The sequence below is a fragment of the Nostoc sp. GT001 genome, from assembly GCF_030382115.1.
Lineage (GTDB): Bacteria > Cyanobacteriota > Cyanobacteriia > Cyanobacteriales > Nostocaceae > Nostoc.
Window position 1 is genome coordinate 1992948 of sequence record NZ_JAUDRJ010000003.1, and the last position, 15757, is coordinate 2008704.

General features: G+C 43.1%; 17 protein-coding genes. 14 read left to right on the plus strand and 3 right to left on the minus strand.

What is annotated here, in order from left to right; all coding sequences use genetic code 11:
• Nucleotides 1-27 precede the first annotated feature (27 nt).
• The 7 genes from QUD05_RS11285 to QUD05_RS11315 all read left to right on the plus strand — a co-directional run bounded on the left by QUD05_RS11285 (nucleotide 28) and on the right by QUD05_RS11315 (nucleotide 7739).
• Nucleotides 28-864, plus strand: coding sequence for an SDR family oxidoreductase (locus QUD05_RS11285; protein WP_289796122.1), 837 nt, complete (start codon nucleotides 28-30; stop codon nucleotides 862-864).
• 2 nt (nucleotides 865-866) lie between these two features.
• Nucleotides 867-1406 carry a lactate racemase domain-containing protein gene (locus tag QUD05_RS11290; RefSeq protein ID WP_289796123.1) on the plus strand — a complete coding sequence of 180 codons (540 nt, stop codon included), beginning with the start codon at nucleotides 867-869 and terminating at the stop codon, nucleotides 1404-1406.
• On the plus strand, nucleotides 1322-2137 hold the full coding sequence (locus QUD05_RS11295; RefSeq protein ID WP_289796124.1) for a nickel-dependent lactate racemase family protein: 816 nt from the start codon (nucleotides 1322-1324) through the stop codon (nucleotides 2135-2137). Before QUD05_RS11290 ends, QUD05_RS11295 begins: the two co-directional genes overlap by 85 nt.
• A gap of 160 nt (nucleotides 2138-2297) precedes the next feature.
• Entirely contained in the window at nucleotides 2298-2927 is a 630-nt protein-coding gene (gene tmk, locus QUD05_RS11300; protein WP_289796125.1) for a dTMP kinase, read from the plus strand.
• A gap of 210 nt (nucleotides 2928-3137) precedes the next feature.
• Nucleotides 3138-3829, plus strand: a protein-coding gene (locus QUD05_RS11305; RefSeq protein WP_289794349.1) for an IS1 family transposase whose coding sequence is annotated in 2 segments (ribosomal slippage) — nucleotides 3138-3462 and nucleotides 3462-3829 — 693 coding nt in all. Because the reading frame shifts where the segments join, the coding sequence is not laid out codon by codon here.
• A gap of 624 nt (nucleotides 3830-4453) precedes the next feature.
• The gene (locus tag QUD05_RS11310) at nucleotides 4454-5869 is read left to right on the plus strand and encodes a PAS domain-containing protein (protein WP_289796126.1); all 1416 of its coding nucleotides are present in this window, start codon (nucleotides 4454-4456) and stop codon (nucleotides 5867-5869) included.
• Nucleotides 5870-5906: 37 nt separating this feature from the next.
• Nucleotides 5907-7739: an EAL domain-containing protein gene (locus QUD05_RS11315; protein WP_289796127.1), complete on the plus strand. Its 1833-nt coding sequence runs from the start codon at nucleotides 5907-5909 to the stop codon at nucleotides 7737-7739.
• Nucleotides 7740-7934: 195 nt separating this feature from the next.
• On the opposite strand, the gene QUD05_RS11320 is transcribed toward QUD05_RS11315, so the two are convergent.
• Both QUD05_RS11320 and QUD05_RS11325 read right to left on the minus strand, forming a co-directional pair.
• Nucleotides 7935-8246, minus strand: a complete 312-nt coding sequence (locus QUD05_RS11320; RefSeq protein ID WP_289796128.1) for a hypothetical protein — start codon at nucleotides 8244-8246, stop codon at nucleotides 7935-7937.
• 67 nt (nucleotides 8247-8313) lie between these two features.
• Nucleotides 8314-10314: a protein phosphatase 2C domain-containing protein gene (locus QUD05_RS11325; RefSeq protein WP_289796129.1), complete on the minus strand. Its 2001-nt coding sequence runs from the start codon at nucleotides 10312-10314 to the stop codon at nucleotides 8314-8316.
• A gap of 381 nt (nucleotides 10315-10695) precedes the next feature.
• On the opposite strand from QUD05_RS11325, the gene QUD05_RS11330 reads away from it, so the two are divergent.
• Both QUD05_RS11330 and QUD05_RS11335 read left to right on the plus strand, forming a co-directional pair.
• Nucleotides 10696-11130 (plus strand): NfeD family protein, encoded by a 435-nt coding sequence (locus tag QUD05_RS11330; RefSeq protein WP_289796130.1) that lies wholly within the window; start codon nucleotides 10696-10698, stop codon nucleotides 11128-11130.
• A gap of 105 nt (nucleotides 11131-11235) precedes the next feature.
• Nucleotides 11236-12243: an SPFH domain-containing protein gene (locus tag QUD05_RS11335; RefSeq protein ID WP_289796131.1), complete on the plus strand. Its 1008-nt coding sequence runs from the start codon at nucleotides 11236-11238 to the stop codon at nucleotides 12241-12243.
• A gap of 83 nt (nucleotides 12244-12326) precedes the next feature.
• On the opposite strand, the gene QUD05_RS11340 is transcribed toward QUD05_RS11335, so the two are convergent.
• On the minus strand, nucleotides 12327-12731 hold the full coding sequence (locus tag QUD05_RS11340) for a Fur family transcriptional regulator (RefSeq protein WP_289796132.1): 405 nt from the start codon (nucleotides 12729-12731) through the stop codon (nucleotides 12327-12329).
• Nucleotides 12732-12876: 145 nt separating this feature from the next.
• On the opposite strand from QUD05_RS11340, the gene purS reads away from it, so the two are divergent.
• From purS to QUD05_RS11365, 5 genes are all read left to right on the plus strand, one after another.
• Complete coding sequence (purS, locus tag QUD05_RS11345; protein ID WP_099102896.1) at nucleotides 12877-13155, plus strand: phosphoribosylformylglycinamidine synthase subunit PurS; 279 nt, start codon at nucleotides 12877-12879, stop codon at nucleotides 13153-13155.
• Nucleotides 13156-13305: 150 nt separating this feature from the next.
• On the plus strand, nucleotides 13306-13977 hold the full coding sequence (gene purQ / locus QUD05_RS11350; RefSeq protein ID WP_289796133.1) for a phosphoribosylformylglycinamidine synthase subunit PurQ: 672 nt from the start codon (nucleotides 13306-13308) through the stop codon (nucleotides 13975-13977).
• Nucleotides 13978-14379: 402 nt separating this feature from the next.
• The gene (locus tag QUD05_RS11355) at nucleotides 14380-14904 is read left to right on the plus strand and encodes a DUF937 domain-containing protein (RefSeq protein WP_289796134.1); all 525 of its coding nucleotides are present in this window, start codon (nucleotides 14380-14382) and stop codon (nucleotides 14902-14904) included.
• A 116-nt stretch (nucleotides 14905-15020) separates the two neighbouring features.
• Complete coding sequence (locus tag QUD05_RS11360) at nucleotides 15021-15575, plus strand: pyridoxamine 5'-phosphate oxidase family protein (protein WP_289796135.1); 555 nt, start codon at nucleotides 15021-15023, stop codon at nucleotides 15573-15575.
• 9 nt (nucleotides 15576-15584) lie between these two features.
• Nucleotides 15585-15725: a hypothetical protein gene (locus QUD05_RS11365; protein WP_289796136.1), complete on the plus strand. Its 141-nt coding sequence runs from the start codon at nucleotides 15585-15587 to the stop codon at nucleotides 15723-15725.
• The last annotated feature ends 32 nt before the right edge of the window (nucleotides 15726-15757 follow it).

The window sequence follows — 15757 nt, forward strand, 5'->3', positions numbered from 1 at the left end:
AATTGGAATCAGCAGAGGAATCATTAAATGCCAGATTTGATTTTAAGTAAACTTTTTAGCTTGACGGGGCGGGTAGCAGTAGTTACTGGTGGTTCTGGTGTGCTTGGTGGGGCTATGGCAAAGGGTTTGGCTCTGGCTGGAGCGCGAGTTGTGGTTTTGGGTCGCAATGAAGTCAGGGCGGGGGCGGTGGTGGCTGAGATTACTGCTGGTGGTGGAGAAAGTATGGCTGTGGTAGCAGATGTTAGCGATCGCTCCCAATTAGAAATCGCTAGGGATGTTATTATACAGCGTTGGGGTGAAATAGATATCTTGGTAAATATGGCTGGTGGTAATATTCCGGCTGCCACAATTTCTCCTGATGCGACTATTTTTGATATGCCACATACAGCTTTTGAGGAAGTAGTTAGCCTCAATTTAGTTGGGACTTTACTACCTTGTCAGGTTTTTGGTCAAGCAATGGTGGAAAGAAGTCAGCCTCACGGTTGCATTGTGAATATTTCTTCTATGTCTGCTATTCGAGCGATTAGTCGGGTGGTTGGCTACTCAGCTGCGAAAGCGGGGATAGATAACTTTACTCGTTGGCTAGCGGTAGAACTCGCCCAAAAATATGGTGATGGAATGCGAGTAAATGCGATCGCACCAGGTTTTTTTATTGGTGAACAAAATCGAGATTTACTTTTAAATGCAGATGGTAGTTTAACCGAACGTGGGCAAAAAATTATTGACCATACCCCCGCCGGACGTTTCGGAAAACCAGATGAATTACTCAGCACTTTGATCTGGTTATGTAGTTCTGGTTCTAGTTTTGTTAATGGGGTAGTTGTGCCTGTAGATGGTGGATTTAGTATCTACAGTGGAGTTTAATAATGTATTCACTGGCTGTAAATAACGGGACACTTTCAGATGAGCAAGTTTCTGAGTTAATTCATCAAGCTTTCGCAGACCCTAAGTTTGATGGAAAGCGCATCTTGGTGTTAATTCCAGATAGTACCCGCACTGCTCCTATCCCGCAAATGTTTCGATTGCTTCATCAAGAGTTGGGTCAAAGAGTAGCGGCTTTAGATTTTTTAATTGCTCTGGGTACACATAATCCGATGAGTGAAGAACAAATCAATCACTTGGTAGGAGTGACACCAGAGGAGCGAGAGACAACTTTTAAAAAAGTTCGCATATTTAACCATCTTTGGAATGAGCCGGATACCTTTATTTCTTGCGGAGTCATTTCGGCAGAAGAGATATCAGAAATTAGTAGTGGAATGTTACATCAATCAGTTGATGTGCATATTAATAAACTGGTAACAGAATACGATTTGATCGTGATTTGCGCCCAGTTTTTCCTCACGAAGTTGTCGGTTTTTCTGGTGGAAATAAATATTTTTTCCCTGGCATTGGTGGTCAAGAAGTAATTAATCTCTCGCACTGGTTAGGTGCTTTAATTACTTGTTACGAAATTATTGGTACGCTAGGAATCACACCAGTCCGGCGTTTGATTAACCGAGCTGCTAACCTGATTTCTACCCCAAAACTTTGTTTAGCGATGGTAGTCGCACCCAAAACAAATCAGCTAGCTGGACTCTATATAGATCAACCAGAGTCAGCCTGGGAAGCAGCTGCACAATTATCAGCTAAACTGAATATTAAATATGTAGATCGACCTTTTAAACAAGTGCTTTCAGTCATGCCCCAAATGTACGATGATATTTGGACAGCGGCAAAAGGCATGTACAAGTTAGAGCCAGTAGTAGCTGACGGAGGAGAACTAATTATATATGCTCCTCATATTACCGAGTTTAGCTATACACACGGCGAAATTTTATCCGAAGTTGGCTATCATGTGCGGGATTACTTTCTCAAACAGTGGCATAAATTTCAAGACTATCCTGCTGGAGTGCTAGCCCATAGTACTCATTTAAAAGGAATGGGTACTTTTGACCTTATAGAAGGAGAACAAGCGCGGATTCGCGTGACTTTAGCGACTGGTATTTCTGCTGAACGCTGTGCTGCTCATAACTTAAACTATCGCGATCCGGCGACTATTCGACCGACAGAATGGGCGAATCGAGAGGATGAAGGCATATTGCTTGTGCCGAAAGCTGGCGAGATACTGTACCGTTTAAGTGACAGTAATTTTCAGTAGTTTTTGAGACGCGATAAATCGCCGTCTCTACAAGTGTTTTGGTCTTATCTGAACTGTATTGAATCATAAACTGCGATCGCAGTTTATGATTTTCCACTTCGCGCTATTCTTGATCTGATGAAACGTCAGCGAATCAGTTTATAGCAGCGAACAAAAAAGCATGGGTGGCAAATTAATTGTATTTGAAGGGGTGGAAGGCTGTGGCAAAACCAGCCAAATGCAGCTTTGTTCTGAGTGGTTGGAAAGTCTAGGTGTTTCTGTGGTGGTAACTCGTGAACCAGGGGGAACAGAGTTGGGTTTACATCTTCGCCGCTTGCTACTAGAAAAGTCAGAAGATAAACCAGTTGCAGAGGTGACAGAACTTTTATTGTATGCTGCTGACCGATCGCAACACGTTGAACAAGAACTTAAACCGCAACTGCAAGCTGGGAAATATATTTTATGCGATCGCTACACTGACTCTACCATTGCCTATCAAGGATATGGTCGGAGTCTGAATATGAGTTTAATCAATCAGCTTAATAATATTGCCACTGGTGGTTTAGAAAGTGACTTAACTATTTGGCTAGATGTCGATGTCGAGGTTGGACTTTTTCGCAAACTCTCAGATAAAGTAGGACTAGACCGCATTGAACAGGAGACAATCGCTTTTCATCGGCGCGTTCAACAAGGATACGCACATTTAGCAGCATCTCATCCCTCACGAATTGTTCGCGTAGATGGCAGTTTGAGTAAAGAAGCTGTACAACAAGTAATTCAAGGAATTTTACGCGCACACCTGCACCTGTAGAGCTAAGGGACTTCCATTGACATCCTCACCGACCTAAAGGCGCTCTTAAGAAGGAGTAATGAGTAATAAGTAATAAGTAATGAGTACAATACCTTAGCCAAAATAAGAGGATGAGGAGAGAGGGCCGATGTAGTAGAGTTATTGTCTCTCACAACGACAACTCAAAAACTAGGCGTTGCATAATGGCGGTATGAATTGAGGTAAAACTGGATGGAATGTCCGCGTTGTGGGTCGTCTCATATCCGTAAGAACGGAAATAAAAGAGGTAAACAGAATCACATTTGCTGTAATTGCGATCGCCAATTTATTGATCGGTACGAACCACCTCAAGGATACAGTGATGAAGTGAAACGGGAATGCCTGAAAATGTACGTTAATGGTATGGGATTTCGTGGCATTGAACGGGTCAAAGGTGTGCATCACACGACATTGATTACTTGGGTAAAACTTGTAGGAGAACTGCTACCTGATGTTTATGATCCAGAGACAATTCCAGAAGTTGGCGAACTCGATGAACTAGAAACGTTCGTCGGCTCAAAAAAAACAAAGTTTGGCTTTGGACAGCAGTGAACCACTTCACACAAGGTATTTTAGCGTGGGTTTTGGGCGACCATAGCGCCGAAACTTTTCGACCGTTATGGGATATTGTAGGTACTTGGCAGTGCTATTTCTATGTCACGGATGGATGGTTGGTCTATCCAGGCTTTATTCCAGAGGGCGACCAGATTGTGAGCAAGACTTACATGACACGAGTTGAGGGGGAAAACACCCGGTTGCGCCACTATCTCGCTCGATTGCATCGAAAAACGCTATGTTATTCCAAATCAGCACAAATGCTGAAATACTCGATTCGATTGCTACTTCACTATCTCAAGTTTTGGGATGTTCCAGTTTCAGTATGATTCATACCGCCATTATGCAACGCCCTTTTTTTATGGGTAATTTAGCAGACATGATATTTCATTGCGAATGCAACGAAGTGGAATGAAGCAATCGCAAGGTTTTCAAGATTGCTTAACTTCGTTCGCAATAACAATTATTCAACTGGACATGATATCAAACGCTTGTTCCACATACACTTTACCTCTCCCTACTACCGTGTACACCGTAGATGCCTTGAGGAGGGGAAGTTTTGACTTTAGACAAAACTGGGGTGGGGTGACGCGGATAGTGATGGTAAGCGAGTGGACTTAATACCGGGTGATTATAGGGCTTTCACGTTAAGTTGACACCAATGCACAACTGTAAATCCATACAAATGTAAAAATAATTTGGGATAATTTATTTTTTGTCAGTCCCTAATCTCATATCCCGATTTTTGCCAGATAATTAAGTGTTGTAATAAAGAACACGGTGACTTTTCTGTAACGTACTTGGCGAAGATGGAACCTTTACCGCTAACGGATGAGCCAATTATGATAAAGTAACCGCGATACCTGCGGCAACAAGCTATTTAATACTGAATAAGCTTTGGTAGTATAGCTAACCAATATTTAGAGCAAACAATTTGTGTTTGAAATAACGTGATGCTGGAATTAGGGAAAAGCCTTTTCGCTTATAAACAGTTTATTCCTCACGGTCATTGCTATCTTTGGAAACCGGAATTAGTGGGGTTGCATATTGTATCCGACAGTTTAATTGTCTTTGCTTATTATTCCATTCCCATTACGTTACTTTATTTTGTCCGCAAACGCCAAGATTTGCCCTTCAACCGAGTATTTATACTATTTGCAATATTTATTGTTACTTGTGGCACTACCCACCTAATGGAGATTTGGACGCTCTGGTATCCAACTTATTGGTTGAGTGGTTGCCTTAAAGCTATTACAGCCATAATTTCACTTTACACAACTTGTGAACTTATACCTTTGATACCAAAAGCGCTTGCTCTCCCCAGTTCTGCACAATTGGAGGCAGCCAATCGAGAACTGGAGAGGGAAGTTAACGAACGGCAAGCCGCGCTGCGCGAACGTAAACAGGCAGAACTCGCATTACAAGAGCGGGAAGCTATGTTGCGGCGAATTGGCGATAATCTGCCCAATGGGGCAATTTATAAAGTAATCCGCGAAGTGGATGGTAGCGATCGCTTTGCTTATATTAGCGCGGGGATTGAAAGACTGATGGAAGTCAGGGCAGAAGATGCACTTAAGGATTCAAGTTTGCTCTATCGCCAATTTATCCCAGAGGATGCACCACTTTTAGCGGCAGCAGTTGAGGAATCCCGGCGGAATCTCTCGGTGTTTGATATACAATTGCGAATCCAAACGCCCAGTGGTCTGCTTAAATGGCTCCATTTTCGTTCCACGCCACGCCAATTCGAGGATGGAAGGGTGGTTTGGGATGGGTTGGTGGTGGATGTGACCAATCTTAAGTGTGCTGAAGAAACACTACGCAAGCGTGAAGCCTTATTAGAAGAATCTCAGCGAGTTGCTCGTCTCGGTAATTGGGAGTTTGATATTGCCAGTGGCAAAATTACCTGGTCAAAACAGCTTTTTGCCCTCTTCAATCGAGATCCCACACTTCTTGAATTAGACTATGAAGAAAATCTTCAGTTATACCACCCAGAGGATCGAGAAAAAATACACGAAGCCGTTGAGCGGGCAATGTCAACTGGCGAATCTTACAAACTTATTCTGCGCGCACCTCAAACTGACGGATCTACTACTTATATTGAGGGGATTGGACATGCAGAATTTAACACGGATGGAAAAGTAATTCGCCTCTATGGGACTGCCCAAGATGTTACAGAACGCAAGCAAGCAGAAATTGCTCTGAAAGAAAGCGAGATTCGCTACCGTGCCATTGTCGAAGATCAGACTGAACTCATTACCCGATATTTACCAGATGGTACACTCACCTTTGTCAACCAAGCTTACGCACTTTATTTTGGGCGATCGCCAGAGGAACTGATCGGCAGCCGCTATCAACCTAGCTATCTTTGAAGAAGATCGAGAGCGAGTTGCGCAAGTAGTCGCTTCAATGAGTGCTGATAATCCTGTTGCCATCATTGAGAATCGTGTGATTGTGGCAGATGTGGTGCGTTGGACTCAGTGGCATAACCGAATGTTGTTTGACGAGCAAGGATGCTTTATCGAATTTCAATCAGTGGGACGCGATATCACAGCCCTCAAACAAATCGAAGAAAAACTTTTTCAAGAAAAAGAATTAGCTCAGGTGACGTTGCAATCGATTGGAGATGCAGTTATTACCACAGATGCCTTTAGCAGGATTCAATACCTCAATCCGGTTGCAGAATCTCTGATTGGATGTAGCGAACCATCGGCACAAGGATTGCCGTTACTAGAAATCTTTAGAATTGTGCATGAAATAACACGTGAGCCAGTTCAGAACCCAATTGAGCTAGCGTTACAGGAAAATCGAATTGTGGGTTTAGCCAACCATACCGTCTTACTTGCTCGAAATGGTCAAGAGATTGCCATTGAAGATTCAGCCGCGCCCATTCGCAATCGTGAGGGAAAAGTTATTGGCGCAGTTATGGTATTTCATGACGTGACTCAGAACCGTAAACTTTCGCGTCAACTATCCTGGCAGGCCTGCCATGATGCCTTAACCGGATTAGTAAATCGCCAGGAATTTGAGCGGCGGGTTGAACAAGCATTATGCCTTGCCAAATCAGACTACCAGGTTCATGCGTTGTGCTATTTGGATCTCGATCGCTTCAAAATTGTAAATGATACTTGTGGTCATCTGGCTGGAGACGAACTACTGTGTCAAATTACTGCCCTATTGCAGGAGAAGATTCGGAAAACTGACACACTGGCACGGTTAGGGGGTGATGAATTTGGCGTATTGCTCAATCAGTGTATGCCAGAGCAAGCTTTACGAGTTGCCAATGAGCTGCGTGAGTGTGTTCAAGAGTTCCGGTTTGTTTGGGAAAAGCAGGTATTCTCAATTGGGGCAAGTATTGGCTTGGTTGGTATCGACAGGTATAGCGAGAGCCTTGCAGAGATTATCAGCATAGCTGACGCAGCTTGCTATACCGCAAAAAATCGGGGGCGCAATCGCGTATATGTTGCTGAGGCTGACGATCAGGAGCGACTGCAACAGCGTGGCCAGATGCAATGGGCTAGCCGCATTTCTCAAGCCTTGGAAAATGATTGGTTTTGTCTCTATGCTCAAAAAATTGCTGCTATTACTCCAGCAGATCAAAACAACGACCATTATGAAGTCTTGCTGCGGCTCCGGGATGAGCAGGGAAATTTAGTGCTGCCGATGGCGTTTATTCCAGCAGCAGAACGCTACAACTTGATGCACCTGATCGATCGGTGGGTGATTCGGACTCTCTTCAGGAATTGGCCAAGGGTTGTTGGCGATAAACAAAGTATCTATGCAATTAACCTCTCTGGCTCTAGCATCAACGACGATCAGTTCATTAACTTCTTGTATGAGCAGTTTTCTTTACACCCGATCTTACCCCAGCGCATCTGTTTTGAGATTACCGAAACTGTGGCGATCGCTAACCTCATAAAAGCCAAGCAGTTCATTGAATCACTCCAGCAGATGGGCTGTCGCTTCGCATTAGACGATTTTGGGGTGGGGATGTCGTCGTTTGCCTATCTTAAGTCTCTGCCTGTGGATTACCTGAAAATTGACGGCAGTTTTATTCGGAACATTATTGAAAATTCTGTGGATGATGCGATCGTGACAGCAATCACGCGCATTAGCAGTGTGATGGGTATTCAGACGATTGCTGAGTTTGTGGAGAATGATGCAATTTTAGAGCGAATTACGTCACTGGGAATTGATTACGCACAGGGATATGGCATTGGAATACCTTGCCCATTGAGCTAGGTAGGGGGAAGGGAGAAGGGGAAAAAGAGTTTAAATAATTAGCCGGATATAATACAAGTGCAAGATGTGATTTCAAGTCATCTGTGGTGCGATTGCCTCGTTCCCAGTCTCCGACTGGGAATGCCATCCTGGAGGCTCCGCCTCCCTTGCAGGTGGCAGAGCCGCCATAAGTAGCAAGTTTTAAAAGAGTTTTCGCTAGCGATCGCAACTTTTTTCTTCGTCACTCTGAATGTACTGGCGTGTCAAGGCTAAAATGTTGCAATAAATTTTCTTGTGGGGCGGGCATCTTGCCCGCCAATTAGGACGGGCTAGAAGCCCATCCCACAAGAGTTTGCTAATGCACAAATTTAGTCTTGACACGCCAGTACAAGTAGTTATTGTCAATATTGCAATATTGGTCCCAAACATTGCAATATTCGTCATCAACATCGCAACATTTATCCCAAACATTGCAATATTCGTCATCAACATTGCAACATTGATCCCAAACATTGCAATATTCGTCATCAACATTACAATATTCCTGATCAATACTGCCATATTTCTCATCAACATTAAAATATTTCGGTATAATCTATTTCCCAATCGGACACACTGACTGCACTTTTTGGGGAAATTGCCGACACATCTGCTGTAATCCTTGAGGATTAATTTGCCACCAAGCCAATAATCCCAGACTTGTACCCCCCACAAGTAACGCCAACACTCCCCCCAGCATGACCAAACGTTTATCCCACTTCGGTTTTGTAATTAAAGTTGGTGGAATTTCTGGGTTGAGAGGTGGTTCCTCTGAAAGATCCAAATCTAGATCCAAATCTAGTAAAGCTTGCGAACTTTCTGTAAAAGAAGTTGGTTCTTCTAGTTCTTCTAATGCCTCTAATTCTTTTAGTTCTTCTAATTCCTCTTCCTGTATTTCTGCTTCTATAATCTCTTCTGGCAACGCCGGAGTCACAGGTATTAAGTATTCTGGAGAAACACGGCAATAGGTCATAACAACCGATGTATTATCACGCCCATTTTTTTCATTTGCCAAGTTAATCCAGTTGCATACAGCATCTTCCACTGTCATTTGCCCTGTTAACACGGGTATTGCATAATCCTGCCAAGAATGTTCCACCCAGTTATTATCACTTAAGCCATCAGAACACAGTAACAAGATGCCATCTTCTTCCACAATAAATCGCTGAACCTTGAGACGCAAAGATTCTGAATTTCTTGTCCCCAATGCTTGAGTTAAGGCACTCGCATCTGGTCTAAAAAGTGCCTTTCGATACAAGCTTTTAGCCAAGCGTACTTCTCGCGTTGCTACATCATCATCTACTGTTAGTAGCTGGCAATAATTGCGAGTAATCCAATAGGCACGACTATCGCCAACATTAGCCAAGTAAAGCTCATGGGTATTATTTGATTGCCACCCAGTACTTGTCTGGACTCGTTGTGGAACTTGCAACGCCATGACAATAGTTGTAGCCATGCGTTCTTTGCCCTGGCGTTTTTGTTCGTTATTGCGGGCACAAATTACATTATTTACCACCCGTAAGCTTGCTTCTAATTGTTCCTGCAACAACTCAGGTGGAAAAAGTGCAGTTTGTTCTGTCACCTCAGTTAGTAAAGCGCGAATTTGCAACTTTACAGACTGCACTGCCAACTGACTCGCAACCTCACCGCCTTCATGCCCGCCAATGCCATCGCAAACAATCGACAAGTGGCGCAATAAAGGTTCATCTAAATCACTCAAACTATTGGGATAGCAAGCATCTTCATTTTGCGCCATCATTGGGCCAATATCTGTAGAACCTGCCACCTTTAAAACTAATGGTAATTCTGCCGCAGCTGCTAGTAGTAAATTATTGAGTTGAATATTAATCGCCTCTAACTCAATCTCAGTTTCACACATATCCTGGACAATGTTCTGTAACCCCTTGGCTACTGATGCTTTTGCAGAAGCTACCCAAAACTGCCAACACTCCCCCAGATTTTGTAAACTCAACTTTTCATCATTTGGTGTTTGGTAGAGTTCCAAAAGTCGCACACACCAACCTTCGACTCTCAAGTTGTCTATTACTAGTAAACTGTGGCTAAATCCCAATTCTGCTAGAGGTGTCCAAAGTTGGAGAATTTGCCACAACCAATAAACTTGTCGTACTGCCGTGGCTTCTTCCCAAGCCTCAACAATAGTTGGATAAAGATTTCCTGTCCTATCTATCGGTGCATTTTCCAATAAGAGGATATCTGTTGTATCTTGCTCAAGATTACTAACAAACCCATAAGCCTGGGGCAGATGCAACCGCTCTTGATATAACTGTAAATAAGGAATTACTTCAGTTGGCAATTCTTCAGGTACATCTGGCGGCAGTCCCGGTTGAGTATCCAGCCAAATCTGTTGTTTAATTACCTCATACCTATCTGCTACCTTTGTGCCTGGTGGGATGTAAGCAGACAATGAACCAGTTGCCCAAAGATAGCGGTGAACTAAAGGAGTTTGGCAACTAGCACAAACGTTATCTCCCATCGGATTAATGGGGCTATTACAGCGTGGATTTATACAAAAAATTATCAGTTGAGTAGAAATCATAAATATAGGAGTCAGGAGTCAGAATTCAGGAGTCAGAATTTAGAATACTCTACCCAAAAAGGGATAGAGTTTGAGAATTGTAATATCTAATACTTATTTTGCGCTACCGCTGGGCTATCAAAGAGTCTACAGAATTTCTACTGACTCTTGAATCCTGAGTTCTGAATTCTTATTTATACATAAACTTCGATGAACTTTAGCTGGCAATGAATTGAAGGCTAGAATAAACTGGACTTGTGTACCGCTAGCTACACCTTGTTACTGAAATTAATCAAAATTATTGGTAGAAATACCCAGTTTTGTTTTCTGTAAATAACTTACGTCTGGCTGTATCTAATTGTAGAAATGCATTTACGTCAATGTAGAGACTAGGATGGCGCTATGCCAAGTTTTACCTTAATCTGGCTTCTGGCAGGAGCAGTTCTGTGTTTAACAGAACTGTTTTTACCATCGGCGTTTGTCGCCTTCATGATGGGAGTTAGCGCTTTTGTGGTGGCGCTGCTGTCTGGAGTGGGTATGGGAAGTGTATGGTTGCAAATTGTGGTTTGGCTCTTGCTTTCCACAGTATTAATCGTACTTTCTCGTCGGTTTTTGCAACCAAGACAACGCAAATCAAAAATTCGGGATGCAGTCATAGCTGAAACCTTAACAGAAATTCTGCCTGGAAAAACAGGGCGGGTGCGGTATGAGGGAAATTCTTGGCAAGCAAGATGTGACGATGACAAATTTACCATACCACCGCATCAAAGAGTTTATGTGGTTAGAAGGGAAGGTACTACTTTGATTGTTGTACCAGAAAATCTGTTGAATTCTTGAGTATTTGTCATTTGTCCAAATTCAAGAGTTCTTTTTACTCTACTTCCTCGGCTTACTCATCTCCTCCACTCCGCACTCCCTTTATTAAAAATTAGGAGATTTACAATGGAACAGTTTTTTTTACTAGTATTTTTAGCTCTTGGTGGTTCTGCTGTGGCAGGTTCGGTGAAAGTCATCAATCAGGGCAATCAAGCTTTGGTTGAAAGATTGGGTAGCTATAACAAAAAACTGGAACCAGGACTAAATTTTGTCGTTCCTTTCCTAGATAAAGTTGTTTACCGAGAAACTATCAAAGAAAAAGTCTTAGATATTCCTCCTCAACAGTGCATCACTCGTGACAACGTTGGCATTGAAGTAGATGCGGTATTTTACTGGCGCATTGTGGATATGGAAAAAGCTTGGTATAAGGTAGAAAATCTCCAGTCGGCAATGATAAATATGGTGCTGACTCAAATTCGCGCCGAAATGGGACAACTAGAGTTAGATCAAACCTTTACTGCTCGTTCCCACATCAGTGAGTTGTTATTACAAGATTTGGACGTTGCTACCGATCCTTGGGGTGTGAAAGTGACACGGGTAGAACTGCGAGATATTATTCCGTCTCAAGCTGTGCGAGAATCGATGGAATTGCAAATGTCGGCAGAACGACGCAAACGGGCAGCAATTTTAACTTCTGAGGGTGAACGCGAAGCTGCTGTCAATAGCGCCAGAGGTAAAGCTGAGGCGCAAATATTGGATGCGGAAGCTCGTCAAAAATCGACAATTCTGCAAGCGGAAGCTGAACAAAAGTCGCTCGTTCTGAAAGCTCAAGCAGAACGTCAGCAGCAGGTTTTGAAAGCCCAAGCGATCGCAGAATCAGCAGAAATTATTGCCCAAAAACTACAAACGAATTCCAATGCTAATAAAGCAGTGGAAGTACTGTTTGCTTTGGGTTATTTGGATATGGGCGCGACAATTGGTAGAAGCGATAGCAGCAAGGTATTATTTATAGATCCGCGCACTATTCCTGCTGCTTTCGAGGGTATGCGTTCCGTTATCTCAAATGCTCAGATTGACTCTAACGAGTTGTTTTCCAAGCAAATCCCAGGATTAGAAAATAACCGCCCTGGTTAGGAGTAGAAGTGGAGAGTAGAGACAAGGGAAGAAGTTTTTTCCTTGTCTTTTTCCAATAACTACACCACATAAAATTGATATGACTATTGACCAATCTCAGTACCTTGATTCACCTGGCATTGACTGCACAACCCAAAAAACTCTAGGGTGTGGTAAAAAACTTTAAACTTATGGCTGGATTCTAACTGGTCTTCTAAGTCATGAACTGGGCATTGATTAATCGGAATTGAGACACCACATTGCAAGCAAGTAAGGTGGTGTTTATCTTGTTGTGCTAGGCTATAGAGGGCTTCACCGTTAGCCAAATTCCGAACTTGTACCATGCCTTCTAGTTTTAAGGCTTCTAGAGAACGGTAAACTGTTGCTAAACCCATACTCTGATTTGTATTACGTAGTTCTACGTAAATATCTTGGGCGGAAATGCCTTTTTTGATAGTTTTCAGTAGGGTAAAAATACGCTCTTGACTGCGGGTGCGTATAGCTCTCATAGACAATTATTTAAGTATGGCACTGTAGTTTGAAGCTGTTAAATGAGCTAATCGATCGATTAACTTTAACCGCTTCGTAATCTTATTTTCACTCAGTTGGAACAGAAAGTTATAGTATAGCGATCGCAGCATTCAGCAAAAGCCCGTGCAAACCAAGTATCTAGCCAAAATTTTCGTGACCCTTCGTCCTTCAGTTTTAGACCCCGCTGGTGTGGCAGTACAATCCGGTCTTAAGCAACTGGGATACGATAACGTTGACCAGGTGCGGATTGGCAAGTACATTGAACTCACCATCACCTCAACTGAAGAGAAGAAAGCGCGTAAAGACCTTGATACCATTTGTGACCAAATGCTATCAAATCCCGTAATTGAAAATTACCGCTTTGAATTAATTGAGGTCGAAACTCAAACTGGGGTATTTTAGGGATTGGGGCATGGGAAAGAGATAGAGGGGCAAGGGGCAAGGGGCAAAGGGTAAGGGGGAGATAAACAATTACCCCATTCCCCATTCCCCATTCCCCATTCCCCCTTCCCCCTTCCCCATTCCCCATTCCCCATTCCCCATTCCCCAATCATGAAATTCGGTGTTGTTGTTTTTCCCGGTTCTAATTGCGATCGCGATGTTGCTTATGTAACCAGAGATTTACTGGGGCAGCCAACTCGCATGGTTTGGCATCAAGAAACAGATATTGCTGATTTGGATGTCGTGATTATTCCTGGTGGCTTTAGTTACGGGGATTATCTGCGCTGTGGTGCGATCGCGCGTTTTTCACCCGTGATGCAGCAGGTTGTAGAACACGCCCAAAAGGGTAAGTTTGTCCTCGGTATTTGCAACGGCTTTCAGGTATTAACTGAAGCTGGACTTTTGCCAGGGGTGTTAACCAGAAATCGGGATTTGCATTTTATTTGCGATCGCGTCCCCTTGAAAGTTGAGCGTACTAATCTATGGACGCAAGCTTATGCAACTGGTGAAGTTATCACTTTGCCCATTGCCCACGGAGAGGGGCGATTCTACGCTGATGCAGCCACTCTCGCAGAAATTGAAGATAACGGGCAAGTCATATTTCGCTATGAAGGAGAGAATCCCAACGGTTCACTGAACAACATTGCCGGGATTTGCGATCGCCGGGGCAATGTGTTGGGAATGATGCCGCACCCAGAAAGGGCATCAGACGCAATGTTAGGGGGTAGTGATGGCTTGAGGTTGTTTCAAGGCTTACTAGAGACAGTAGCGGCATTAGCGTAGAGCAAATATCGGTCAAATAAGTTGAGCGTTTTGCGATCGCTGACTGCAAGATAGATGAACATTCTTCTACAGACAGCGATTTATTTTTTTTAAGTGGGAACATTGAAGTATTTTTGACAACCAAACCACGACGCATTAAGGGTTTAAGGCTAGCAATTTCTGCGGCGGGCTACGCCTACGCATTTCAGATTGTGGTAAAAAACATCTGAGTTAAATCAAAGCACAGAATTTGCGATCGCTCGATCGATTTCTCATACTTGAGCTAGTAGCTGTTAAAATTTTATTCGTTAATTATAAATTTACGTGTTCTAATCTTTTAGTAGACTTACAAAAGTCCGTGTACACAAAAAACTTCCAACCAGTTTTGGCAAGTTTTTGAGAACAAAGTAGAGAAACAAACTTATGGGACTTTTCGATCAAATTCTTGGTGCTGTCGCTAATCCCAATCAACAGGGCAGCTTAGGTCAAATAGGAAGCATTGTTAATACCGTACAGCAATTGAGCAGTAGCACAGGTGCAGATCCTTCTACCATCCAATCAGTTTTGTCAATTGTGGGTGGTCAAGTGCGTTCTGCTTTACAAGACAAACAAGCCACAGATGGTAATGAAGCCACACAAAATTTAGTCAGTCAATATGCTGGTACTTCTCCCAACCCCCAAGCCGTCAATTCGTTGTTTTCTCCTCAGATACAACAGCAAGTAGCTGAAGTTGCTGCCCAGCGCACTGGGTTGGATGCTGGTATCGTTCAACAATTGCTGCCTTTGGCAGTACCTTTGGTGCTAAAGTTTTTGCAATCAGGAGCCAATGCTCAAAATCCCCAAGCTGGCGGAAATCCTGTCCTAAATTCCTTCTTGGATGCTGATGGTGATGGTGATGTCGATATTGCTGATGCCATCCAAATGGCTAGTCGGTATATGAGACAGTAACAGTTTTCCCCACTCCCTTCCGATAAACCAGACATCGGTAATTATACCTTGCTAGATTTTTAGCTAAGACATAGGCTGAGAACACGATCAATTTGCAAATATAAATCAGACAGTCTATGTCTAAATTGTTTGACTGTATTACTGAAGAACTGCAAGACTTTATTGCTGCCCAACACCTTTTCTTTGTTGGCTCTGCACCTTTGAGTTCTACGGGTCATGTTAACCTGTCTCCTAAAGGTCAGGACTGCTTTCGTATCTTGTCTCCCAACCGAGTAGGTTATTTAGACCTAACAGGTAGTGGTAACGAAACATCAGCCCATTTGCAAGAAAATGGGCGGATAACCTTTATGTTTTGTGCTTTTCAAGAACCCGCGTCTATCTTGCGTCTTTACGGTCAAGGAACCACGATTTTACCGAGTTCTCCAGAGTGGGATTCGCTGTATTCTCAGTTTTTGCCGATACCTGGAACTCGTCAAATTATCGTCGCTGAAATTGAAAAAATCCAGACTTCCTGTGGTTTTGGCGTACCACTCTATGAATATCAAGGTCAGCGCCAGACTCTAGTAAATTGGGCTAGTAAAAAAGGCGAAGAGGGAGTTCGAGAATATCAACAAAAGAAAAATCTGGTCAGCATTGACGGTTTAGCGACACCACTGAGCCAATTACCCTAACTTTGGCTGATGGATTATTCTATTAATCCATATATTAGCGATACGGGTTTTAAGCGATTGGGGTTTCCTCGCTTGATTGAGAGCGATGGGCTACACCCCGCCTTAAGAGCGATCGCTTTGAAAGCAAGGGTTATGCGACTGCAATGCTAAACGCGCTTCAACTATACTTATAAAATCTGAAC